Genomic DNA, 24,441 nt, shown 5'->3' with positions numbered 1-24,441 from the left:
AACATGTGGAGCTGACTGTTACTAATCGGTCGAGGGCATAACCAAAGCAAGGTGGATAGGAAAAAGATGGATTGAAAAGTATTTCTTATATGCAGTTTTGAAGGTACATTGAAAAATATATGGCCCAGTGGCTCAGTTGGTTAGAGCGCCGCCCTGTCACGGCGGAGGTCGAGAGTTCGAGTCTCTTCTGGGTCGTTTATATGGGATCTTAGCTCAGCTGGGAGAGCATCTGCCTTACAAGCAGAGGGTCATAGGTTCGAGCCCTATAGGTCCCATATAATACCTAAAATTTGGATGGATTCCCGAGTGGCCAAAGGGGACAGACTGTAAATCTGCTGCAAATTGCTTCGGTGGTTCGAATCCACCTCCATCCATTAGCCTTAAGGGCTTGTGCCGATGTGGCTCAATTGGCAGAGCAGCTGATTTGTAATCAGCAGGTTATCGGTTCGAGTCCGATCATCGGCTTTTATTAATTTAATTATTATCGCGGGGTGGAGCAGTCTGGAAGCTCGTCGGGCTCATAACCCGAAGGTCGTAGGTTCAAATCCTGCCCCCGCAATTTTGCCCAGATAGCTCAGTCGGTAGAGCAGAGGACTGAAAATCCTCGTGTCGCTGGTTCGATTCCGGCTCTGGGCATTTTCTATGTATAGAAATAATATATTTATAATATGGGCGTGTAGCTCAGGTGGTAGAGCACTTGACTTTTAATCAAGTTGTCCGGGGTTCGAATCCCCGCACGCTCATTGATTTTAAAGCATCCGAGGAAGTTGATTCCTCGGATATTTTTTTGCGGAAAGCCCGTATTTTCGGGCTTTGTGGGCAATGAGCGTTCTCTTCTTTGCTAAAAGCAAGTGTATCGAAGTGTTAGAATTTTTTGATTACACTTTAAGATACAGTAACTATGTGGTTTTCGGCCACTTTCATTGTGTAACTTTAAATAATTCAGGTTTAATTAAAATGATTGAATACACCAATAAAAATTGATACAATTATTAAGAAGCATAGAAGGATTAAAGCAAGCTTTATATTCAGAAAATACTAGAGGAGGAAAACGCAATGAAACTGCAAAAGATAGGTGTGCTATTAATGGTTATAGTCATGACTCTTTGTGCTGGATTAACTGTAAGTGCAAAAGATGTAAGTGATTATAATGACGTGCATGAGAATGACTGGCATTATTCTTATGTGAAAGATGTATCGGAACAAGGTCTTATGACCGGGTTAAATGCTACAACATTCGGGCCATCTCAAAAGCTGGCAAGAAGTCAGTTCGCAACGATTATCTATCGGATGTACGGCAGACCACAAACTTCTTATAAGGCACTTTTTAATGACGTAGTGGACGGCAACTTTTATTCTGTTCCTGTCACATGGGCGAGCCAATTCGGAATAATAACAGGATATACCGATGGAAGCGGTAACTTTGGTCCTGCAGATGATATTACCCGTGAACAGCTTGCAACGATGCTTTACCGGTATGCAGATAAATTAGGATATGATTTATCTATTTCCGAAACGGCAAATAATTTCCCGGATGGAAGTTCCGTAAGTGCGTTTGCCCTTGCTGGTATGAATTGGTGTATTTCTAAGGGGATTATTACAGGAGATCAAGGAAAGATTAATCCACAGGGAACCGTAAACCGTGCCGTATGCGCAACTATGATTTCAAGATTTAACGGAAATGGCAACTCAAATGGTTCATCTAGTGGTGACGGTGGTAATAACAATAATATTACAACTCCGAGTGAACCAAGTTCTGAATGCAGCCATAAGAATAGAACCTTTTATGCAGAGTATGTGAATGTGCGCGGCTTATATAAGTGTCAGAAATGTCATGCGTATTTTTCAGATGTGAATGATTTATCACAGCATAAAGTAGATTATTTTGACGAAGGTCATACTGGTAATACTACAGAGAGAGTATACGATGGTTATTACTGGATAGAAAAGTGCACAGATTGTGGGAAAGAATTTTCTCGTGAATATATAGAAAAAACATGGGGTATCGTTGTAGATGAAGGATTACCAACGGAAGAACATATATAGAAATGTAGTACATAGCTGGTTTTTGTTGTGGATGAACCTGCTAAAACTGTTACACGGTGTTCAATTTGTGGTAAAATCAAACAATAGAAAAATTTTGTCTTTCGTAGAATAAAAATGTTGACAGAAAATATAATTTTTAATATATTAATCTATAGATAAAAGGGAGTAACTGGCATTTTCTTGTTTAGAGAGCAGGGAAAATGTTTACGATGTCGTCAGTACGATGATTATCATCCGTATCGTAATGAAATGGTGAGACTTTTATTGCATATTTAGTATGCAATAGAGGTCTCTTTTTATTATGAAATAGGATTTTCCACATGCAAATGTGGGAAAGATAAAAAGAGGACTCTATTGCGGAAAGAGAGGAGATACTATGCTGACTAGTGAACAGGTAAAACAAAACCAAAAAAGATATGGATTTAATGAGTTGGAAGAGGGAAAAAGAAAAAGTGTTGTTCGGATTTTCCTGGAACAATTCAAGGATTTTTTGGTACTTATTTTGATTATTTCTGCTATTATTTCCGGTTTTTTAGGTGAAGCAGAAAGTGCGGCAGTTATTTTTATTGTTATTACGATTAATGCAATTTTGGGTACGGTTCAGACGGTAAAAGCAGAGCAGTCTTTAAACAGTCTGAAGGAATTATCGGCGCCGGAAGCAAAGGTTATGCGAGATGGGATACTTAAAAAAATTCCGGCGAGAGAAGTTACGATAGGAGATGAAGTTGTTCTGGAAGCCGGTGATTGTGTTCCTGCAGATGGAAAATTGTTAGAATGCGCCAGTCTGAAAGTGGATGAGAGTGCGCTGACCGGAGAGAGTATGGCAGTGGAGAAGTCTTTGGGAGAAGTGCCCGAAGGAGCAGCGTTAGGCGATCAAACTAACAAAGTATTTTCAGGAAGTTTTGTAACTTATGGGCGTGCTTCTTATCAGGTAACCGGCATAGGGATGAATACAGAGGTTGGGAAGATTGCGGGCCTTTTAAAAAATACATCTGAGAAACGGACTCCTCTCCAGATAAATCTGGATGATTTTGGAAAGAAGCTTTCGATTCTTATTTTGATTTTCTGTGGCATTTTATTTGGTATCAGCGTGTTTAGGGGAGATTCACCTGCAAATGCATTTTTATTTGCGGTAGCGCTGGCAGTAGCGGCAATTCCGGAAGCTTTAAGTTCTATCGTAACAATTGTACTTTCTTTTGGTACGCAGAAAATGGCAAAAGAACATGCAATTATCAGGAAACTGCAGGCAGTGGAAGGGTTAGGAAGCGTGTCGGTTGTCTGTTCTGATAAAACAGGTACTTTGACTCAAAATAAGATGACGGTAGAAGATTATTATGTAGATGGAAAAAGAATTTCTGCTGACAATATTCAGTTGACAGAAAAGAATCAGGAGCGTCTTCTTGTCTATAGTATTCTCTGCAATGATTCTACGAATACAGATGGCAGGGAAATTGGAGATCCAACGGAAACAGCTCTGGTTAATCTTGGAAAAAAATTAGGAAAAGATGCGCTTAAGGTAAGGGCGGAATATGAGAGAAAATCGGAAATACCATTTGACAGCGACAGGAAGCTAATGTCTACGCTTCATAATTTTGATGGAGTCTGTACAATGGTAGTAAAGGGCGCCGTAGACGTGCTGCTGGATTGTGTAAATTATATTAGAATAGGAGAGAATGTAAGAGAAATTACGGCAGAAGATAAGCAGGCAATAGAAACACAGAATCTGGAATTTTCTAAAGGAGGTCTGCGGGTTCTTGCATTTGCATATAGAGAAATGACGAGCCAGAGGGAGATTACTCTGGAGGATGAAAATCAATTAACTTTTCTTGGTCTTATTTCTATGATGGATCCGCCGAGGGAGGAATCTAAGGATGCAGTTATAGAATGTATAAAGGCAGGAATTAAGCCAATTATGATTACCGGGGATCATAAGGTGACGGCTGCGGCAATTGCCCGCAGAATTGGCATTTTGAAGGAGGATTCAGAGGCGTGTGAAGGGGCTGTAATTGAAGAAATGTCTGATGAAGAGCTTCAGGAATTTGTAGAAGGTATTTCCGTTTATGCAAGGGTATCGCCGGAGCATAAGATAAGAATTGTCCGTGCATGGCAGGAGAAAGGAAATATTGTTGCCATGACCGGCGATGGGGTAAATGATGCTCCTGCCCTAAAGCAGGCAGATATAGGAGTTGCTATGGGAATTACCGGAACAGAAGTTGCTAAGGATGCGGCTTCTATGGTGCTTACGGATGATAATTTCGCTACGATAATCAAAGCAGTAGAAAATGGAAGGAATGTTTATAAAAATATTAAAAATGCAATCCAATTTTTATTATCCGGTAATTTTGGAGGTATTTTGACAGTCCTTTTTGCATCAATTGCAGGTCTTCCGGTTCCATTTGCCCCGGTTCATCTCCTTTTTATTAATTTGCTGACAGACAGTCTTCCGGCTATTGCACTGGGGATGGAGCCACATACGAATGCGGTGATGGAGGAGAAGCCGCGGCCGAAAAATGAATCGATTTTAACAAAAGATTTTCTTTTTAAAATAGGGACGGAAGGGTTATGTATTGGTGTTATAACGATGCTGGCATTTCTGATTGGCCTGAGAGAAGGAGGAAGTATCCTTGGAAGTACGATGGCTTTCGGAACTTTGTGCACGGGACGTCTGGTACACGGATTTAACTGTAAATCTGACAGGCCTGTTATTTTTACAAATAGATTTTTTAATAACAGGTACCTGACAGGAGCTTTTTTGCTGGGATTATTTTTCATTACTGCGGTTATGCTGATACCGGGGCTTCAAAGTGTATTTAAAGTCGTAAGCCTTGATTTAGGGCAGCTTTTTACGGTATATGGATTAGCCTTTCTGAATCTTCCTATCATCCAGATTCTGAAAAAAATGAGGAAATAGTAGATGGAGTTAAATAAAAGTAATTTAAAAAAAATTAGAGGAATTATTGTATTTACTGCTATAGTCATTGCATGTTTTTGGAAATATGACGTTGTTTTTGCAATATTGAAATTTGCTTTTGGAATTCTTTTTCCATTTATTCTGGGTGGTGCAATAGCATTTATTTTAAATGTTCCGATGAATTTTATTGAACGGCACCTTTTTCCGGAAAAAAAGAAAGAAAAATCCAAAATAATAAGAAAAATTGCAAGACCTGTCAGCCTGATTCTGGTTTTCCTTTTTGTGATTGGGATTATCAGTCTTATAATATTTGTTCTGGCGCCTCAGCTTGGCAAAACTTTTGCAAATCTTGGGGCGAGTATACAAGAATTTATTCCAAAAGTAAAGATGTTCGCAGAGGATATTTTCCATAATAACAGGGATGTGATGGCGTGGATTGACGGATTGGAGTTTGATTGGAATAAGATAATGCAGGTGGGAATGGATTTCTTTAAAACAGGAGCCGGGAATATGTTAGACTCTACTCTTGTGATGGCAAAAAATATTGTAAACGGAATTGCCACATTTTTCATCGCTCTTGCATTTTCCTGTTACATTTTATTGCAGAAAGAGAAATTGAATATTCAGGCAAAAAAAGTATTGTTTGCATTTGTTCCTAAGGGAAAGGCGGAGGCAACGCTTGAAGTACTTACTCTTACTTATAATACATTTTCAAATTTCCTTACCGGGCAGTGTGTAGAAGCGATTATCCTGGGAAGTATGTTTGTGGTTACTATGACGATTCTGAGAATTCCTTATGCTCTTCTGATAGGAATTGTAATTTCATTTACAGCGCTGATTCCGGTTTTCGGAGCATTTATCGGCTGTGTGATAGGAGCATTTTTGATTTTTATTGTTGATCCTTTTAAGGCGATGATATTCGTTATATTGTTTTTAGTATTGCAGCAAATAGAGGGAAATTTTATTTATCCACATGTGGTCGGAAATTCTGTGGGACTTCCATCTATTTGGGTTCTGGCGGCTGTCAGTATCGGCGGAAAATTGATGGGTGTCGTGGGAATGTTAGTTTTTATACCGTTTGTATCCGTCTTATATGCTTTGTTCCGTGAGGTGGTGTATATTAAATTAAGACAGCAGCACATCAATCCGAAGGATATCAAGTAAATCAAAAAGTAAAATCAGGAATCCATAGAAGGATGCCGTCATATATATAAGAGATGGGAATTTAAGGGATGAAGAATATGCTGAATTATCTCTGGGCAGGAATGATTATTGTTGGGGTAGTGTATGCTGCCTTTACAGGAAGGATGCCAGATATTACAAATGCGGCGTTGGATTCTTCTAAAGAAGCGATTGCACTCTGTATTACGATGATGGGTGTCATGTCTTTTTGGGTAGGCTTGATGGAAATAGCTGATAAAGCCGGAATTGTCAAAAGTCTTTCCTGGAAAATGCGTCCCCTTATACGTTTTTTATTTCCGGATATGCCGAAGGGACATCCGGCAGAAGAACATATTACAACGAATATTATTGCTAATGTGCTGGGGCTTGGGTGGGCGGCGACGCCTGCGGGTCTGAAAGCAATGGATGAACTGGGGAAACTGGAGGAAGAAAGAAGGCGTGGGATACTTCCCGGACCGGTGCGGCGGCGCGGAACTGCCAGTAATGAAATGTGTACATTTTTGATATTGAATATTTCGTCATTACAGTTGATTCCGGTGAATGTGATTGCCTACCGAAGCCAGTACGGGAGCGTAAATCCTACGGCGATTGTCGGGCCGGGGATATTGGCGACGGCAGTGAGTACGGGGGTAGCGGTTGTTTTTTGTAAGGTGATGGATTGTAAGAAGCGGAGGGTGTAGGCTCTTCGCTTTTATTATTAAAACAAGTAAAATGGATTAAAATGAATAAAAAAGGTTTAAATTTATTAAAAAAATGTTATAATAAATAAAATAGGATAAAAGGAGGATAAATATATGAAGCTGCGTGCAGAAGATGTATTTCGCCCGGGTGCATTTCCAGAATATACTTATATATCGCGAAAATCAGCAGTCTCTGATTTATCATATGAATTTCGTTTGACGCAGGCGATTAAAGTTTCCGGTTTTTTAACTTCGTTAGTTGGACCTTCTAAAATGGGGAAAACAATCCTTTGTGAGAAGGTAATTGGTTTTGAAAATATAGTAGAAATTTCGGGAGCGGATTTTGGAGAAGATACGGACTTCTGGAAGCTGGTTGCGGCTAAGGCCGGACTTGCTTATGAGGGGCAGTTTGCGTCAGAAAAGAAAATTGAGGAAACCAGTGACAGATATACGAAAAGAGAGACGTTTTCTTTGACAAAGGATAAAATTATTGAGTATTATAAAAAAGAAAATCTTGTACTGGTAATAGACGATTTCCACTATGCTCCGGAGGAAAAGCGGATGCAGATCGCGCAGCAGTTAAAGGATGCAATACGTAGAGGTTTTAAAGCGATTGTTGTATCGCTTCCGCACCGGGCAGATGAAGCGATCCGGCAGAATGCAGACTTATCCGGAAGGTTAAGTTTGATCAACATGGAACCATGGGAAGTGGCAGATTTAAAGGAAATTGCAATGCTGGGATTCTCCAGATTAGAGATAAAAATTGAAGATGAAATTGCAGAACAGATTGCAGTGGAAAGTTTGTCTTCTCCTCAGTTAATGCAGTATATTTGCCTTAACATTTGTACAATACTGGAAATGTCGGGGAATCAGCATGCTCAGATCGGCCAGGAAATTTTAGAAACAGCATATCGTTATACAACGGCAAATTTTGAATATGGCGACGTTGTATCATTGATGAAGAAAGGTCCGAATACACGAGGGAAAAGTAGGAACACTTTTCTGGTAAAAGGTGGACATCCTTGTGATCTTTATGAACTGATCGTAAAATCAATTGCGGAAAATCCTCCGATAATGAAATTAGAGTTTGAGGATGTAAAAAAACGAATATATGGTATGATCTCAGATGATTGTAAAAAACCAACCCCACAGGCGATTAAAGAAAGTCTTGCTAAGTTGCAGGAATTATTACATGGAAGAGAAGATATTTTCAAGGTACTTGACTGGAAGGAAGGCGTTTTATATATTTTAGATCCGCTGTTTTTATTCTATTTGCGGTGGGGAGGCGGTAGTAAATAGTATGTTTTACAGTACTAATAGTATAAGAAGTATAGGGCAAGCTATAGAATATATTCAAAATGCCAAAGATTATCAGCAGTTTCAAAGCGCGGTAGCATCTTTGCGGGGATATATGAAAGGAATTGGAATAGGGGCGCAGGAGATTCTTGCGCTGGAAAGAATCGCGTATTATCCTCAAAATATATATTCTGATAGAGAGACAAAAGAAAATATGGAAGCCGCAAAGCATAGGGTGATTTCGTACATTGAAGATATGTTATGCGATAATGAAAAAGACGGACAGATTCTTGAGATTCTAAACAATTTTTATCTGTTTCTGGAAAATTTAATAGAACGAAAGCCACATAAGCGTGGAGGAATTCAGCAGGAGCAACTGGATACTTTGAAAATAAAAAATGAATATGATGTACAGCATTTATTATATGCTTGTATCAAGCTGCTGTATCCTATGGCAAGAGCTGAGGTTAGTGAGGATACTGGATATGGTACGGTCAGGACAGATATTTTTCTTGATGCTGAACATGTGATAGAAATAAAGTGTACCAGAGAAAATATGAAATTAAAGAAACTGACTGAAGAAATAGAAGCAGATATAATACATTATAGTGCTAAAAATATTTATTTCTTTTTATATGATAAAGAGAAGATTATAGAAAATCCTATGGTTTTTAAGAAATGTTATGAGGAAAAAATAAAGGAAAAGAATGTACATATTATTATTCATCAGCCTAAAATTATGTAATTTGAATGGATAACGCTTCAAAAATTTAAAAGGAGGGACTCGCAAGCCCTTCTTTGCCTGTAGGCTTGACAAGTTTCTACAAAATTAGTTAATGCGGAGCTATATCAGACTTCATCACAAAATATTACACTTCATATTAAAAATATTTATAAAGACGGAGAATTGCAAGAGGAGTCAACTTGTAAGAATTACTTACAAGTTCAAAAAGAAGGAAAAAGAGAAGTACAACGCGAGGTAAAAATATATAATTTGCAAATGATACTGGCGATTGGCTATCGTGTCAAAAATAATATCGGTATGCATTTTCGGACCTCGTCTTTTGCCGTCAGCATAATGATGGGATAGGTGTATTTTTCCCGTATTTTCTGGCAAAGAGAAAAGCCATTAATATCTGGCAGCATTATATCGAGAATAGCCAGGTCTGTTTCTTTGTTTTCGATACAATCTAATGCTTCTCTGGCGGAATAAAATTTATAAACCGTATAATTTTCGTTCTGCAGATAAACCTCCAGCAAATCCGCTATGTCGCGTTCATCATCAACGACTAAAACCTTTTCAGCCATCTAATCCCTCCATCTTCTGTTGTGAACTTTTTTATAGTATATCAAATTTTCTTTTTAAATTTCCCAATGAATTACATTAGATTTTATTAAGATTTTCCTAAGCCCTTAAACGTAGCTGCCTGCGCTGTCGCTGACCCTGTGCTGATGGTTGAATAAACAGAATATTTTATGCAATTAATACAATTATAAATTAATTAAAAATAAATATAAAAATAGTGTTGACAAATACAGATTTAGGTGTTAATATATAATCAATCTAAAGGAAAGAAAAAAATCAAAAGAAATCCTGACGAGAAAGGGATTTCGAAAAAAAGATTTTATATGAGGAAAGATTAAAAAGGAAGGAGGCTTACACCGTTGGACAATACAGAATTTACAAATCAATATATGAGTGGTATGGCAGATGAAGGTTCTCACAGGATAAGCCTTAATCATAAAGAAGAAAGAGAAAACCGGTAAAATATAATGAAAGCGTACTCGGAGCAGAGAAGCCGGATAAAGAAGATTCACATCTGCAGAATATATTGAAAAGAAAGATACCACAATTATTCAAATATATAAGAAGATGCGTAAAGAAGCATTAGAAAGGCTATAGAACAGAATCAAAAAATATCCTCCGAGATTAAATATAAAGATGATAAAATTAAATAAAAAGCAGCCATTATAGTTAAAGGATAATTATAATGGCTGTTTTGTTATTATGACAGAAGAAAAAGACCTTTGGCATGTATAAAAATTGTAATCTTTGTAACACAGATTTAATATTTTATCGCATATATTTTGACATTGATTAGCCCATATGATAAACTTATAAGAGCTGGATTATGTTTAGAACAAAGTAATTTTGCGAAATATGTTATTCGAGGTGAGAATATTGGATAAGTATGAATATCGGGTAAAAACTGAGCAGATGCTTGAGCATATGGAAAAAAAGCAATACAGCAAAGCAATGGAGATCGCAGATACAATTGACTGGCGCCGTGTAAAGAGTATTTCTATGTTAAATAGTGTAAGTGAGATTTATGAAGCCTGTGGGGAGAATAAGAAGAGCAGGGATATTCTTTTTCTTGCTTTTGACAGGTCACCGTCGAGCAGAAAGATTGTATTTCGGTTGGGAACGCTGGCGCTTAAAATACAGGATGTAGAGGAAGCGTCTTCATGTTATGAGGAGTTTGTTAAACTTGCGCCAAAGGATCCAAATCAATACATTTTGAAATACAAGATACTTAAGGCACGCAATGCTCCGTTGGAAGAGCAAATTAAGGCGCTTGAAGATTTTAAAAAGGAAGAATATGAAGAGAAATGGGCATATGAGCTGGCGAAGCTTTATGACGAGGCCGGGAAGTCGGCGGAGTGTCTGGAGGAATGCGATGACCTGATTCTCTGGTTTAGCGAGGGAAAATATGTATATCAGGCAATGGAGCTTAAGATGAAGTATAAACCGCTTACTCCGCTTCAAAAAGAAAAATATGAGAACCGTATATTAGAGGAAGAAGAACCGGAGCCTGTGACAGACGAGACGCCGGAAGATACGGAAGAAAATACAGAGGAAAGTGCAAAAGAAAGCGCAGAAGAAGTAAAGGAAGAGCCGGAAGATTTGGGAAAAACAAGAGTATTTTCTGTGAAGCAGAGTGATAAAACCGGAGCTGAGACAGACGAGACACTACGTATCTCCGGTCAGATGAAGATAGAAGAGATTCTTCAGGAATGGGAAGAGAAGCAGAAGGCGAATGCAGAGGCTATTGCAGATCAGAAGAAGAAGGATGAAGAAGTTCTGCTGGAAAGGCGAAGGGCAGAGGAGAAGCGCAAAGAAGAAGAAGCAAGACGATTGGAAGAACAGCAGCGGGCTGCGGAAGAAGCGCGGAAAATCGCAGAGCAGAAAGCGGCAGAAGAAGCACGCAGGCTGGAGGAACAGAAGGCTGCGGAGGAAGCGCGGAAAATTGCGGAGCAGAAAGCCGCTGATGAAGCATACCGGCTTGCAGAGCAGGAAGCAAGAAGGCTTGTGGAGAAGAGGACAGAGAAAGAGATGACCCCGGATTTACAGGAATTGATGCGGGATTTGGAAGAAGGAGAGCTGGCGCAGAAGAAAGCGGAACCCGATGCGGAGGAAGTGAAGGAAGAAGTCACAGAGGCTTTGGATGAAGAAGGTTCTGTTCTCAAGGAATTTGATTATGCCGAGAAAAAGAAGGAAAAAGAAGAGGAAAGCATTTTTGGCAATAATCAGTACGATGAGCCGGAATATGTTGATGATTATGACGACGATGATATAGAGACAGATTATGATGAGCCGGAGTCTGATGAAGAAGAGGAATTTGAGAATCTTGATGTCTTTGATACGGGCGAGTTTGAAGATATTGAAGATGAAGATGAATTTGAAGATTTCGAGGAGGAAGAAGACGTGTCAATAGAACTTGACGAAGAAGAACTTAGGGCTAAGATCAAAGAAGTTGATATTGAGATTGAAGAACCCACGGAAGAAGAGATTCAGCGGAGAATTAAAAAAGGAAAGACAGGAGTTCCGTTTGATACAGGATTTGTAGTAACAGGACGTTACGATTTGAGCGCTACCAGTGAAATCGGTTTGAAGGCAGGGCTTACGGAAGAACAGAAGAAGCTGTTTAGTTATTTCGTTCCGGTAAGAGGAATGAGTGAACAGATTGTAGAAGTTCTTGATAATGACCGGCGCGAGCAGCGGGAAGGAACATCCAGAGTAGGAAATATTCTGGTAATCGGACAGAAGGGTTCGGGAAAGACGGTTCTTGCAGTTGACATTGTGAAGGCGATTCAGAAACAGAGAAATCTGAAACAAGGTAAAGTAGCAATTGTTACGGGAGAATCCTTGAATAAAAAAGATCTGTCTGACATTATTCAGAAATTGCGCGGTGGTGCGATTATCGTTGAAAAAGCCGGAAAGATGAATACTAAGACAGTGGAAGAACTGAATTATCTGATGGAGAAAAAGACAGGCGAGTTATTGTTTGTTCTGGAAGATCAGAGAAAACCATTGGAGAGATTGTTTACAGCAAATCCTGCTTTTAAGAGAAAATTCACGTCTACACTGGAACTTCCGGTATTTGTAAATGATGAGCTGGTAACATTTGGACAGACCTATGCGAAAGAGAATGGATATAAGCTGGATGAGATGGGAATTCTTGCATTATATAGCCGTATTGATGTGATGCAGAGAGAAGATCACAATGTAACAGTTGCAGAAGTAAAAGAAATTATGGATGCAGCAATTGAACATTCTCAGAAGGCAAATGTCAAACATCTGGCGAGACGTATGTTTGGAAAGGGAACAGATAAATCTGACCGTATTATTCTGAAAGAAGAAGATTTTAGAATTTAAAAAAAGGTTACCATTCACAGCCGATTTGAAATCTAATATGGATTCGTCGTGCTTGCACGTAAGAAGATATATTGGATTTCAAATCTGGCCTGTGGAGCAGTCACCCACCCGTATAAGCAGTCTTAGCTCCGTCAGGAGCGGGACTGGAGCATCGAAGATGCGACGAGTGCGCATGCTGGTGGGGTGCTGTGAATGGTAAAAAATAAAGAGTTTTGGCAAAGCAATTTTCTGTCAAAACTCTTTATTTTTATGTGTCCATAAAGTATAATTAGAGTATATATTTGGACACGAGAGGGTGGAATTATGGCTGAAGCGAAGAAAATTAAAGCATATGAAATCGGAGAACTGGATCATTATCTCTTCGGGCAGGGAAATCACTATGAGATATATAAAAAATTAGGTTCTCACAAGGTAAAAGACGGGGATACAGAAGGGGTGTATTTTGCAGTATGGGCGCCGAATGCAAAGGCTGTTTCTGTAATAGGAGAATTTAATAACTGGGATGAGACGGCGAACGAAATGGAGCGTGGGGAGCCGCTTGGAATTTATACCTGTTTTATTCCGGATGTGCCGGAAAATGCAATGTATAAGTATTCTATTGAAACGTATAGCGGAGCCCGGATTTCTAAAGCAGATCCATTTGCAAATTATGCGGAGATGCGTCCGGGAACGGCATCAAGGGTGACGGATCTTTCCAGAATTACATGGTCTGACAGTGCCTGGATGGCGCAGAGAAAGAATTGGGATCACAAAGAGCAGCCGATGTCTGTTTATGAAGCGCATATCGGTTCCTGGAAGAAGCATGATGACGGTACGCCGGATGGATTTTATAATTACAGAGAATTTGCCAGGGAAGCTGTAAAATATATAAAAGATATGGGTTATACGCATATTGAGCTAATGGGAATCGCGGAGCATCCCTTTGATGGTTCCTGGGGATACCAGGTTACAGGGTATTTCGCACCCACTTCCCGGTATGGGACGCCGGAAGATTTTGCCTGGATGATTAACTATTTTCATAAGAATAAGATTGGCGTTATTCTGGATTGGGTACCGGCACATTTCCCGAAAGATGCGCACGGACTGGCTGATTTTGACGGGACGCCTGTTTTTGAGTATGCGGACCCGAGAAAGGGAGAGCATCCGGACTGGGGAACAAAGGTCTTTGATTTTGGAAAAAATGAAGTACGAAACTTTCTGATTTCCAATGCATTGTTCTGGATTGAAGAATTCCATGTAGACGGTTTGCGTGTAGATGCGGTGGCATCTATTCTGTATCTGGACTATGGAAGAAAAGACGGGGAATGGGTTGCCAATGAATATGGCGGCAATAAGAACCTGGAGGCGATAGGATTCTTCAAGCATCTGAATTCTGTTGTACTTGGGCGGAATCCGGGGGCGCTTATGATTGCAGAGGAATCCACGGCGTGGCCGAAGGTGACCGGCGCTGTGGAAGATGACGGATTGGGATTCAGCCTGAAATGGAATATGGGATGGATGCACGATTTTACAGAATATATGAAGCTGGATCCATATTTCAGGAAAGGCGCTCATTATAATATGACCTTTGCCATGAGTTATGCGTACAGCGAACACTACATCCTTGTGCTTTCTCATGACGAGGTGGTGCATCTGAAGTGTTCTATGCTGAATAAGATGCCGGGACTTGGTTTTGATAAATATGCAAACCTGAAAGTCGGATATGCTTTTATGATGGGACATTCCGGTAAGAAGCTTCTTTTTATGGGACAGGAATTTGCACAGCTTCGGGAATGGAGCGAAGCGCGTGAGCTTGACTGGTTCCTTTTGGCAGAGGATGAGCATGTACAGATACAGAATTGGGTGAGAGATCTTCTGCATCTTTATAAACGCAACAAGGCGATGTATGAACAGGATAATTCTTGGGATGGCTTTGAATGGGTGAATGCAGACGATAAAGACAGAAGCATTTACAGCTTTATCCGGCATTCCAAGAATGGAAAGAAGAATCTGTTGTTTGTATGTAATTTTACGCCGATGGCGAGGGATGATTACCGTGTAGGCGTGCCGAGGAGAAAGCAATATAAGCTGGTTTTAAATAGTGATGACGTGAAATATGGCGGAAAAGGAGAAGAACGGCCGTTAGTATATAAGGCGGAGAAAAAGGAGTGTGACGGAAGACCCTATTCTTTTGCATATAAACTGCCGCCATACGGAGTTGCTATATTTGAATTTTAGGAGGAAGGTATGAAGAGTGGATATAAGAAATTCACAGCAGTACTGCTGTGTGTATTGTTAGCCGGTTTGCTTCCGGGTAACATCGGAGGGGGAATATCAGAAGTTAAGGCAGAAGACAGCATAAAAACAAGCGGGCAAATGTCCTGGACGGTAGAAGAAGCAGCCCGGATTGTGAAGGCACACTATAAAAATCAGCTGGAAAAGCCGTATTATGGAGATTATACGATAGCGCCCAGCGAGACGAAGATAACAAATAAAGAATACCGGTTTGTTCTGCGATTTGCCATATCCGACCAGAGAATGCAGGAGCTTTTGGCACAGGGAGTGCCGCCGACCTCCAGTATGTTTGCTGCAAATACATTGGCAGGCATGGTTACTGTTAATAGGAATACCGGAGAGGTTTCAGCAGAGGGAGGCGGATTTTCAACTATTGATTTGCAAACATGGAATATTGGAGACAAATTGTTTGCGGATGTATATACGAGAGACTGGTATTATTATTATGTAATGGATGTATACGATGAGGGAATCATGAAGGGACTCAATGATTATGAGTTCGGACCGACCCAGCCATTAGCCCGTGCTCAGTTTGCGGTCATCCTGCATCGGATGAGTGGTATGCCGGAAATCACATATGCAGAGAAATTCCCGGATGTTCCGGATGCAATGTGGTATACACAGGCAATTCTCTGGGCAAACAGCATTGATGTGGTAAAAGGTTATTCTAACAGCGGCTTGTTTGGTGTATCGGATAATATAAACCGGGAACAGATGGCAGTTATGCTGTACCGTTATGCAGAGTACATGGGATATGATACCAGTATGAAAGTGGATTTTAGCAGCTTCAGTGATGCAGCCAGTGTGAATGAATTTGCTTATGAAGCAATGCAGTGGGCAGTGGGCAATGGAATTATTACGGGAAAAGATAATGGAACAAGACTGGATCCGCAAGGAGGAGCAAGCCGTGCAGAATGTGCTGCCGTCATCATGCGTTTTACGGAGACATACAGGTAAATATTAATAGAAAAATCACGGCAGAAGAACGTCTTCGCTGCCGTGATTTTTTGTTATTATCCTTTTTTGGTTTTCATTCGTTTTATTACTTTTAGTCTGGTAAATTCTTCCCGCTCTTTTTCTTCCAGTTCATTCGTAATATTATAGACAAGAGCGCTGTAGGTTGGAATTGTGATATTTTTCAGTGCGTTAGCACGTTTTTGTGTTTTCTTGATGTTGGCTGCCAGACGGTAGGCAGCATTTTCTACCATGGACAATTTAATTGTCAGGTCTTTTACCTCGCGGAATGCGTCCCGGGCAATATCAATGGACTCATGAGTAGTTCCGAGGGCATAGGTAAGTTTGTTCTGAGCCGCATCGTATTTGACGTGGGGAATTTCTGTTCCCATGATGCTTCTTGTCTGAATGCGGATGGAGTCCTCAATCGGAACGGTATAGGCAAGTTCTTCTACTTTACTGATTCCGTGCTCGATATTTGCACGCTGCAGGCAGGCGTAAGCCTTGGTAAATGTGGTGTCTATCTGTTCCTGGATGCCTTTTGCCTCATCAATCAGATCCATAAGCTCGCGGATAAGAATGTTCCGTTTCTTATCCATAAGGTCATAGCCTTGTTTTGCAAGAGCGAGGGAGTTTTTCGCAAGTATTAAGTTTCCTTTTGTTGGAAATTCACGTGGATCCATAGTGTTCCCCCTTTACATTTTGAAACGGCCTTTCGGTTACGTTGCACCTGTGACCCGTGATGTTAATCCACGTGAAACGGCCGTGAACTTCAAGACCAGAGGTCTTGAAGTCACGTTACGCCTAGACATGAAAGTTATCCCTGATTGATGCGAGCATCATCTGGGATAACTTTCGCGTCTAGTCCGTTTCACGTGGATAGTATTTTTCTATTATCTTTGTGTCGATTCGGTCGAGTTCTTCTTTTGGCAGCAGGGCGAGTAGTTCCCAGCCTAGATCCAGGGTTTCTATCATGGATCGGTTTTCGGTGCGCCCCTGGCCGATGTAGCGTTCTTCAAATTCTTTGCCGAATTTTAAATATTGTTTGTCAACGGGGGACAGTTCGTCTTCTCCGATGACTGAGGCGAGGTTCCTTGCCTCTCCTACTTTAGCGTAGGCGGAAAAGAGCTGGTTGGCGAGATCCTGGTGATCTTCGCGTGTATAGCCTTTTCCGATTCCGTCTTTCATCAGACGGGACAGGGAAGGCAGAATGCTGATCGGCGGGTAGATAGCCTGGCCGTGCAGGTTCCTGTCCAGTACGACCTGGCCTTCGGTGATGTATCCGGTAAGGTCAGGAATCGGGTGAGTAATATCATCATTTGGCATGGTGAGGATCGGCAGTTGTGTTACGGAGCCATTCGATCCGGATACGATGCCGGCGCGCTCATAGATGGTTGCAAGTTCGCTGTATAAGTATCCGGGGTATCCTTTTCTGGATGGAATCTCGCCCTTGGAGGATGAGACTTCACGCATCGCCTCTGCAAAGGAGGTCATGTCGGTCAGGATAACCAGAATGTGCATATTCTGTTCAAAGGCCAGATATTCGGCAACGGTCAGGGCAACCTTTGGTGTAATCAGACGTTCCACTACCGGGTCATTTGCCAGATTGAGGAACATACACACATGGTCGGCAACACCGCTTTCATCAAAGGTTTTGCGGAAGAAGTCGGCAACGTCGTGCTTGACACCCATAGCGCCGAATACGACGGCGAATTTCTCATTGGAGCCGTCGCCTAAGGATGCCTGCTTGACGATCTGTGCGGCAAGCTGGTCGTGAGGCAGACCGTTTCCGGAAAAAATCGGAAGCTTCTGTCCGCGGATTAAGGTGGTAAGTCCGTCAATAGCAGAAATACCGGTGCGGATATAGTTACGTGGGTATTCCCGGCGGACTGGATTCAGTGGGAGACCGTTAATATCTCTGTGGTCAGTGGAAGAGATAGGTCCCAGATCGTCGATTGGTTCGCCGATACCGTTAAAGGTACGTCCCAGCATATCGGGAGCAACGGCGATTTCCATCGGATGTCCACTTAATTTGGTATGGGTATTGTTGAGAGACATATTTTCTGTCCCTTCAAATACCTGAATGATTGCTTTGTCTTCGTATAGCTCGATAATACGTCCCAGCTTCTTGGTATTGCCTTCTACGGTAAATTCTACGATTTCATCGTAAAAGGCATCCTGAATGCCCTCAAGGACAACGAGAGGGCCATTGATATTACTGAGTCCAAGATATTCAATTGCCATAAATGGTCTCTCCTTTATGCGTTTTTATCCATGACCCGCTGTGCGAAATCATCAATATATTTTTTATACATATCTAACATCTGCAGGTTATCGTTAGGTACATCGTATTTGATGGCAATAACCTTTTCAAAAATATTCTCTTCTTTTAGAACGGACATAGGCATTCCCATGGCCACCAGCTTCCGGCAGGTTTTATAAAGATAGAGAATGACGTCCATCATTTTAAACTGTTTCTCCATGGATACGCAGGTATCATCCTTGTGAAATGCATTCTGCTGCAGAAAGCCGAGACGGATGACTCTGGCAATTTCCAGTACCAGCTTCTGATCGTCGGGAAGCACGTCGCCGCCGATTAGTTTCACGATTTCCATCAGGCTGCTTTCCTGGTTCAGAAGCGCCATCAGGCGGTTCCGGTAATCTACGAATTTAGGAGATACATGATCGTTGTACCAGGCGCCTAAGTCATTCAGGTATTCACTGTAGCTGGTGAGCCAGTGAATAGCTGGGAAATGCCTGGAGTATGCCAGTGATTTATCCAGACCCCAGAAGCAGCGTACGAAACGCTTGGTGTTCTGGGTTACCGGTTCGGAGAAATCGCCGCCCTGTGGAGAGACTGCTCCGATGATGGATACGGAACCGTCGGTTCCGTTTAAGTTGTGCATCATTCCGGCGCGCTCATAGAAAGCAGAAAGCCTTGACGCCAGATAAGCAGGAAAGCCTTCTTCAGCAGGCATTTCTTCCAGACGGCCGGAGAGCTCACGCAGAGCTTCTGCCCAGCGGGAGGTGGAATCGGCCATGATTGCCACATCGTATCCCATGTCACGGTAATATTCCGCCAAAGTTAGTCCGGTGTAAATAGAAGCCTCACGGGCGGCTACCGGCATGTTAGAGGTGTTGGCAATCAGCGTTGTTCTGTCCATCAGGGGATTGCCGGAACGTGGGTCTATAAGCTGGGAAAATTCTTCCAGAACCTGTGTCATCTCATTTCCACGTTCACCACAGCCAATGTAAATAATGATATCAGCATCAGACCATTTTGCAATCTGGTGCTGTGTCATGGTTTTACCGGTTCCGAAACCGCCGGGGATGGCGGCGGTGCCACCCTTGGCGATTGGGAACATGGTGTCAAGGATACGCTGTCCGGTAATCAGTGGTACGCTTGCCGGGAAGCGGTGATGTGTGGGTCTTGCCACACGGATCGGCCAGCGCTGCGTCATGGTAAGTTCTTTTGTACTTCCGTCGGAAAGCTGCAGGGTAAGCAGAGGTTCATCGATGGTGTAGTCCCCGTCCGGAACGGCGGAAGTTACTGTGCCTTCCAAATCCGGCGGAACCATACATTTGTGCATAATAGCAGGAGTTTCAGGGACTTCTGCGAAAATATCGCCGCCGTGGAGCAGATCGCCTGCGTTGACAGTGAGATGGGTCTTCCATTTTTTCTCCCGGTTTAGGGAATCTACGCTGACACCCCGGGTAATAAATGCACCGCCGCTGTCTGCAATGCGTTCCAGCGGGCGCTCAATTCCGTCAAAAATGTTATTTAAAATTCCGGGAGCCAGGGTGACGGAGACGGCGGAGCCGGTTGCTTCCACAGTTTCGCCCGGGCGGAGTCCGGATGTCTCTTCATATACCTGAATGGTCGTTCTGTCTTTATCCAAAGAAATAACTTCGCCTACCAGCTTCTGTTCTCCGACATATACCATCTCGGACATTTTAAAACCGGGATTTCCTTTCAAATAGATTACAGGCCCGTTGATGCCGTAAATAATACCTGTTCTAGTATTTTCCATTGCCCGTACCTCCTTCAAATAAGAATTTTCTCCTTGCAGTTTCCAGTGAACCCTTGAAGGAATAATCAATCAGGATATTACGTCCACGGATGACGGCGCGGATACCGCCGGTAAAATCCTCTTTGCTTATGGTAAGAAGCAGACCGGTGTGTTCTTCGAGGTAGGCTTTTATACTCTCGTCCGTCGGGTTGATATAGATGGTGATAGGCTCGCTGCCGGCAAAGGCGGCGGCCTTTTCAATATAAGATACCAGGAGATTTTTGTAATCTTCGGTATGCATGTATTCATTTAACAATTGTTCGACTTCCTGAAACAGGCGCTGCTTTAAGTCGGTCTGTGTCTTACTAAGCTCACGTTTTAGTTCAATCTGTGCCTTGGATGCTGCCATGTTGATTTGCTGTTCTGCGTTAGTAGTTTCTGCTTTAATCCTCGTTTCAGACTGGCGGATGGCTTCTTCCCGGTGCTCCCGGAACAGTTCCTCCAGGGCATTTTGATGCTGCCGGATAATGGCGCTGCCTTCGGCTCTTGCTTCCTCCATGGCGGCGGTCTGCAGATGTGCAAGTTTTTCTTCTATCGTCAAGTCGGTCACCTTCTTTTCTTCAAATTGGGGCTGTGAATGGTAACAAATCATAAGGTCTTTGGCTTAGAGCTTCAGACCGATTGCCTCATTTACATAAGAAGTGATAAAGTCTTTCTTGCGTCCGGTTCCGTGTCTGTCAGGAATCTCAATTAAGAGGGGCATTTTGCGGGCAAGCTTGATTTCGTCAATCAAATCCGGAAATTCGCGTCCGAATTTTTCTGTCAGAAGTACAATTCCGATGGAGCTGTCATTCATGGCAGTTTCCAGTGCTTCCCGAAGCTCCGGACGTTCGTGGACGACAACGCCGTCCACGCCGGCAAGCCGCATTCCTGTCAGAGTATCGACATTATCACTGATTAAATACATTTTCATCTTATAATCTACCTATGATCATGAAGGAGATAATCAGACCATAAAGGCAGACACCTTCTGCAAGACCTACGAAAATAAGGGATTTACCGAGTGCACTGGAGTCTTCGCTGATCGCTCCGAGAGCAGCGCTTGCGGCACTCGCTACGGCAATACCGCCGCCTACACAAGATAAACCGGTTGAAAGTGCAGCGGCAAGATAACCGAACCCTGTTGCATTGGAAGCAGCGGAAGCAGCGGCGTCAGCAGCTTCTACATGTCCGCCGAACATCATGATGCCTGCGATAATGAAGCAGCCAAAATAGAAGAAAATGTTGACGCCAAGCGCTCTTTTGTAACGCTTAGTGTTCTTCTGCCCAATCAGATAGTAACCGAATGGAAGAATGATTCCAAGTACGATAGCTGCAATGAGTAATAATTTGATTGTTAATGTCATAGTAATTTACCTCCTTAAAAATGGGTGATTTATTTGTGACCTGCACTATGGTTGGTGAATGGTTTAAATTCCCGCCCTGTTCCTTTGTAGAACCGGCTGAACATTTCATAATATTCCAGACGGAGAACCTGAATACCTACAATCAGTCCTTCCAGACCACAGACAATCAGGTTGCCAAGCACGATTCCAAACCAGTTAATGGAACCACCGTCTGTTGCGCCTGAGAGCATCAGCACCACCTCCATGATGGCGGCGTGGCTGACTGCAAAAGCGCCGATACGCACATAGGAAAGGGTATTTGAAAAATAACTCAGCATGGTTTCAAATAATTCAAAAAATCCTTGTACCAGGAACATTACTTTTCCTGTTTCCAATTTCTTGTGGTTTTTCTCTACAAGGTTCGTAAGAGGTTCCTTGAAGAGGAAAGCAAGAATCGGAAGTCCCAGGAAGATAACCATGAAAATATTCCCCGGAACGGTGTGGCCGCTCATGTAGAGCACGATGGTCAGCACAAGGAAGCCGTAAAATACAAGTCCTGCAATTCCGTTATTGGAGAATAGAAGCTCGCCTGTGTTGTGGCTGCGTACGGCATTGATAATCTGGAAAATCATAACCAGAATATTTAATCCCATACCAAAGGCAATTGCGATGACAAATACGGTGTTGAGCTGTCCTACGAAAGGAAGTTTCGTCATTGCTTCCACGGGTCTTAGCCAGTGAGCTTCGATAACATTTTCAAATCCAAATACGCTGCCGAACATGAATCCGAAGAACATGGAGAAAATCCCCGCTACGGATATAATCCCTGCCAGGTTTATTTTTTTCAGCAGGTAGAGAATCCCACCTCCGGCAAACAGGCAGAATCCCTGGCCTACGTCGCCGAACATTGCGCCGAAGATAAAGGTATAGGTCAGCGCTACGAATATGGTCGGATCGATTTCGCTGTGGTCGGGCAGGCCGTACATCTGGATGAACATCTCAAAAGGTTTGAAAATCTTTGGGTTCTTAAGTTTGGTCGGAGGGTCTCCGAAAAATTTCTCCCGATCTTCCTCCACGACGACGAATACTTTGTCATCATTCTTGGTTTCTTCAATGAATGCATTCACATCATCTTCGCCCATCCAGCCGCAGAGAATATAGTAATCTTCCAGTTTGTCATTTTTGTCGTCAATCCTTGCGGCCATCTTGCGGACGTCAAAGTTATTTGTCAGCTCTTCCAGCCTTTTTCTGGCGCCCAGAAGATTGGAAGCATTGTCGGCAAGCATTTCTGTCGTTTCCTTTTCTAATTGTTCAATCTCTTTGGATTTTTCCGTAATAGCCTGCGACAGCTCCTGGTAGGCGGTTGCCGGTGTCCCACTGAATCCTTCGGGAAGCGATATCCTCTCAAAGTGCAGGGAATTAAACACAGAATCAACTTTGCCGGAGTCCGTGTTGGCGGTAAAATAACAACCATATACGTAATTAGCGTCTCGGGCGCCTTCCAGGAAAATTGCATTCAGGTCCTCGAACAGATATTTTTCAAGCTTGTGGAAATAATCTACGTCAATCCGCCCGAATTTGACACGCATGTATTTGTAATGGGTAACATCCTGGAGTTCAAAATCCAGTGGCTGGAAAGGTTCCAGCACGTTTAATTTTTCGTGAAGGGAAGTCTTTTCCTTTTCCAGCGCTTCAATCTGTTCCTGATAATTCAGGTAATTGTGATTGACTTCGCGGATCAGATCCATCATTTCCTCCGGAGTGTGCGATAGATCAGGTTTGGCATTTCCTTCGGGAAGCATGGAAACGAATTGCTCCGCTTTGGTAAGCGACTCCTTGTAAGGATTAAGCTCAACGAAAGGCAGCAGGTTTTCTGTGGTCTTAAGTTCAGAAATCGCGTGTTCCAGCTGCATCTCATATTTTGAGAGGTAGACATCACTGACTCGGTCTATATCATGGATGGGGCCGGTGATGCTTAAAAATTTCATTTTAACAATCAATTTGTTACACCTCCTAAGTATCCCAGCGTCTCTTGCCGCGTAAGACCATAGCGGACGCATTCAAGAGCTGTGGTTAATTTATAAATTTCTTCTTCTTTTAAGAAGAGGTAAGTTGTAATTGATGCGATGGACCAGGGATTGTTCCTGCGGTCGGCGATATAAAGCCGGTAGAGACATTCCTTGTACATCTGTTCAATGGTCTTCTTCTGTTCGAAATCATACTTTCTGGCATAGGCAGTGCTTTCCATCAGTTTTCGGAATTCATCAGCAGAAGGAGCCTCAACCAGAGCTTTAAATTCATCTACATGGATCCGGTAATGGATCGGAATCGTCAGAGTGTAGATATCCGGCGGAAGCATATGATAGTATTTTTTTGCCCGGTAAATCCACTGAAGGTTCAGAAGGTCGATTCTGGAACCGCAGTCTCTGGTAAACAGCTCAAGCTCTTTTTTCTTAAGGATCCGGCGTTTGGATTTCCACAGTGTTGTAAAATAGTAAAGATCCAGCGCCAGGTCGTAATCAAAAAGCGTTGCGGCGCCGGAATCACGGAGCCTTTTCAAGGGAGTATAGTATTCCGTATCTTTCAGATTATCTACCAGTTCGTCGATATTCTGGGAAGTAATCAGACGGTCTATGGAAATCTGAGAATAACGGTCAAAAAACTCTTTTTTATAATTCAAATCAAATGGTTTGTCATAGTGGTTGAAGACAATACGCAGGCAGTAGTTGATTACATCTACTTCGTAGCGCTTCAGATAGAGCTTTAAAAATTTTTTCTGCTCTATGCCGCCAAAACGGAAAAGCCTTGTATAGTCGTTGTAAAGAGACTGATACAGAATTTTTTCAATATTTCCTCTGTGATAGAGGGATTCGTCCATTTGATTAAGAAGCTCGGAGTAAGCGGGCTTTCCCTTTAAAAAGGAAATAATGTCAAGAACACTTTTCATTGCGGCAATATTGTCAAAATCCTCCTTCGTCAGGAGCTTTGCCTGCATGGCACGAACTTTTGTGACAATGCCGCTGTAAGCCATAACATTTCCCATAGT

18 protein-coding genes, 7 tRNA genes and 1 pseudogene are annotated in these 24,441 nt (G+C 42.3%); 17 read left to right on the top strand and 9 right to left on the bottom strand.

Features of this window, described 5'->3' with window-relative positions; translation table 11 throughout:
• The first annotated feature begins 121 nt into the window (after window positions 1–121).
• The 14 genes from OCV99_RS12530 to OCV99_RS18255 all read left to right on the top strand — a co-directional run bounded on the left by OCV99_RS12530 (window position 122) and on the right by OCV99_RS18255 (window position 9,205).
• Window positions 122–195, top strand: a tRNA-Asp gene (locus OCV99_RS12530).
• Between the two features lie 7 nt (window positions 196–202).
• Window positions 203–275, top strand: a tRNA-Val gene (locus tag OCV99_RS12525).
• 17 nt (window positions 276–292) lie between these two features.
• Window positions 293–374, top strand: a tRNA-Tyr gene (locus OCV99_RS12520).
• 18 nt (window positions 375–392) lie between these two features.
• Window positions 393–465 (top strand) — tRNA-Thr (locus tag OCV99_RS12515).
• Between the two features lie 20 nt (window positions 466–485).
• Window positions 486–559, top strand: a tRNA-Met gene (locus OCV99_RS12510).
• Between the two features lie 4 nt (window positions 560–563).
• Window positions 564–636, top strand: a tRNA-Phe gene (locus tag OCV99_RS12505).
• 34 nt (window positions 637–670) lie between these two features.
• Window positions 671–743, top strand: a tRNA-Lys gene (locus OCV99_RS12500).
• Between the two features lie 313 nt (window positions 744–1,056).
• Entirely contained in the window at window positions 1,057–2,046 is a 990-nt protein-coding gene (locus OCV99_RS12495; RefSeq protein ID WP_158370985.1) for an S-layer homology domain-containing protein, read from the top strand.
• Window positions 2,047–2,422: 376 nt separating this feature from the next.
• Window positions 2,423–4,957 (top strand): cation-translocating P-type ATPase, encoded by a 2,535-nt coding sequence (locus tag OCV99_RS12490; RefSeq protein ID WP_158370983.1) that lies wholly within the window; start codon window positions 2,423–2,425, stop codon window positions 4,955–4,957.
• A gap of 3 nt (window positions 4,958–4,960) precedes the next feature.
• Window positions 4,961–6,121: an AI-2E family transporter gene (locus OCV99_RS12485; RefSeq protein ID WP_158370982.1), complete on the top strand. Its 1,161-nt coding sequence runs from the start codon at window positions 4,961–4,963 to the stop codon at window positions 6,119–6,121.
• Window positions 6,122–6,198: 77 nt separating this feature from the next.
• Window positions 6,199–6,819 (top strand): nucleoside recognition protein, encoded by a 621-nt coding sequence (locus OCV99_RS12480; protein WP_158370995.1) that lies wholly within the window; start codon window positions 6,199–6,201, stop codon window positions 6,817–6,819.
• Window positions 6,820–6,933: 114 nt separating this feature from the next.
• On the top strand, window positions 6,934–8,118 hold the full coding sequence (locus OCV99_RS12475) for an ATP-binding protein (RefSeq protein WP_158370980.1): 1,185 nt from the start codon (window positions 6,934–6,936) through the stop codon (window positions 8,116–8,118).
• Between the two features lies 1 nt (window position 8,119).
• Window positions 8,120–8,860, top strand: coding sequence for a PD-(D/E)XK nuclease domain-containing protein (locus OCV99_RS12470; protein ID WP_158370979.1), 741 nt, complete (start codon window positions 8,120–8,122; stop codon window positions 8,858–8,860).
• A gap of 162 nt (window positions 8,861–9,022) precedes the next feature.
• Window positions 9,023–9,205, top strand: a complete 183-nt coding sequence (locus OCV99_RS18255; RefSeq protein ID WP_262575579.1) for a virulence RhuM family protein — start codon at window positions 9,023–9,025, stop codon at window positions 9,203–9,205.
• Here the strand turns inward: OCV99_RS18255 and OCV99_RS12460 are convergent.
• Window positions 9,172–9,423 (bottom strand): annotated as a pseudogene (locus OCV99_RS12460) (response regulator); the annotation flags it as partial. The gene OCV99_RS18255 and the pseudogene OCV99_RS12460 overlap by 34 nt on opposite strands.
• A 910-nt stretch (window positions 9,424–10,333) precedes the next feature.
• Here OCV99_RS12460 and OCV99_RS12455 point away from each other — a divergent pair.
• The 3 genes from OCV99_RS12455 (at window position 10,334) to OCV99_RS12445 (ending at window position 16,003) form a co-directional block, all read left to right on the top strand.
• Window positions 10,334–12,772: a hypothetical protein gene (locus tag OCV99_RS12455; RefSeq protein ID WP_465245503.1), complete on the top strand. Its 2,439-nt coding sequence runs from the start codon at window positions 10,334–10,336 to the stop codon at window positions 12,770–12,772.
• A gap of 303 nt (window positions 12,773–13,075) precedes the next feature.
• Entirely contained in the window at window positions 13,076–14,989 is a 1,914-nt protein-coding gene (glgB, locus tag OCV99_RS12450; protein ID WP_158370976.1) for a 1,4-alpha-glucan branching protein GlgB, read from the top strand.
• Between the two features lie 9 nt (window positions 14,990–14,998).
• Window positions 14,999–16,003, top strand: a complete 1,005-nt coding sequence (locus OCV99_RS12445) for an S-layer homology domain-containing protein (RefSeq protein WP_158370974.1) — start codon at window positions 14,999–15,001, stop codon at window positions 16,001–16,003.
• 56 nt (window positions 16,004–16,059) lie between these two features.
• On the opposite strand, the gene OCV99_RS12440 is transcribed toward OCV99_RS12445, so the two are convergent.
• The 8 genes from OCV99_RS12440 to OCV99_RS12405 all read right to left on the bottom strand — a co-directional run bounded on the left by OCV99_RS12440 (window position 16,060) and on the right by OCV99_RS12405 (window position 24,438).
• Entirely contained in the window at window positions 16,060–16,683 is a 624-nt protein-coding gene (locus OCV99_RS12440) for a V-type ATP synthase subunit D (RefSeq protein WP_158370973.1), read from the bottom strand.
• Window positions 16,684–16,861: 178 nt separating this feature from the next.
• Window positions 16,862–18,244 carry a V-type ATP synthase subunit B gene (locus OCV99_RS12435; protein WP_158370971.1) on the bottom strand — a complete coding sequence of 461 codons (1,383 nt, stop codon included), beginning with the start codon at window positions 18,242–18,244 and terminating at the stop codon, window positions 16,862–16,864.
• 14 nt (window positions 18,245–18,258) lie between these two features.
• Entirely contained in the window at window positions 18,259–20,031 is a 1,773-nt protein-coding gene (locus OCV99_RS12430) for a V-type ATP synthase subunit A (RefSeq protein WP_158370969.1), read from the bottom strand.
• Entirely contained in the window at window positions 20,018–20,611 is a 594-nt protein-coding gene (locus OCV99_RS12425; RefSeq protein ID WP_158370991.1) for a V-type ATP synthase subunit E, read from the bottom strand. The genes OCV99_RS12430 and OCV99_RS12425 overlap by 14 nt, the downstream gene beginning before the upstream one ends.
• A gap of 63 nt (window positions 20,612–20,674) precedes the next feature.
• Window positions 20,675–20,983: a V-type ATP synthase subunit F gene (locus tag OCV99_RS12420; protein ID WP_158370968.1), complete on the bottom strand. Its 309-nt coding sequence runs from the start codon at window positions 20,981–20,983 to the stop codon at window positions 20,675–20,677.
• A 1-nt stretch (window position 20,984) separates the two neighbouring features.
• On the bottom strand, window positions 20,985–21,416 hold the full coding sequence (locus OCV99_RS12415; protein ID WP_158370966.1) for an ATP synthase subunit C: 432 nt from the start codon (window positions 21,414–21,416) through the stop codon (window positions 20,985–20,987).
• Between the two features lie 29 nt (window positions 21,417–21,445).
• Complete coding sequence (locus OCV99_RS12410; RefSeq protein WP_158370964.1) at window positions 21,446–23,395, bottom strand: V-type ATP synthase subunit I; 1,950 nt, start codon at window positions 23,393–23,395, stop codon at window positions 21,446–21,448.
• Window positions 23,392–24,438 carry a V0D/AC39 family V-type ATPase subunit gene (locus tag OCV99_RS12405; RefSeq protein ID WP_158370963.1) on the bottom strand — a complete coding sequence of 349 codons (1,047 nt, stop codon included), beginning with the start codon at window positions 24,436–24,438 and terminating at the stop codon, window positions 23,392–23,394. Before OCV99_RS12405 ends, OCV99_RS12410 begins: the two co-directional genes overlap by 4 nt.
• Between the last annotated feature and the right edge of the window lie 3 nt (window positions 24,439–24,441).

The sequence above is a fragment of the Dorea acetigenes genome, from assembly GCF_025567385.1.
GTDB classification, from domain to species: Bacteria; Bacillota; Clostridia; order Lachnospirales; family Lachnospiraceae; genus Claveliimonas; species Claveliimonas acetigenes.
This window is presented reverse-complemented; position numbering and strand designations above follow the sequence as displayed.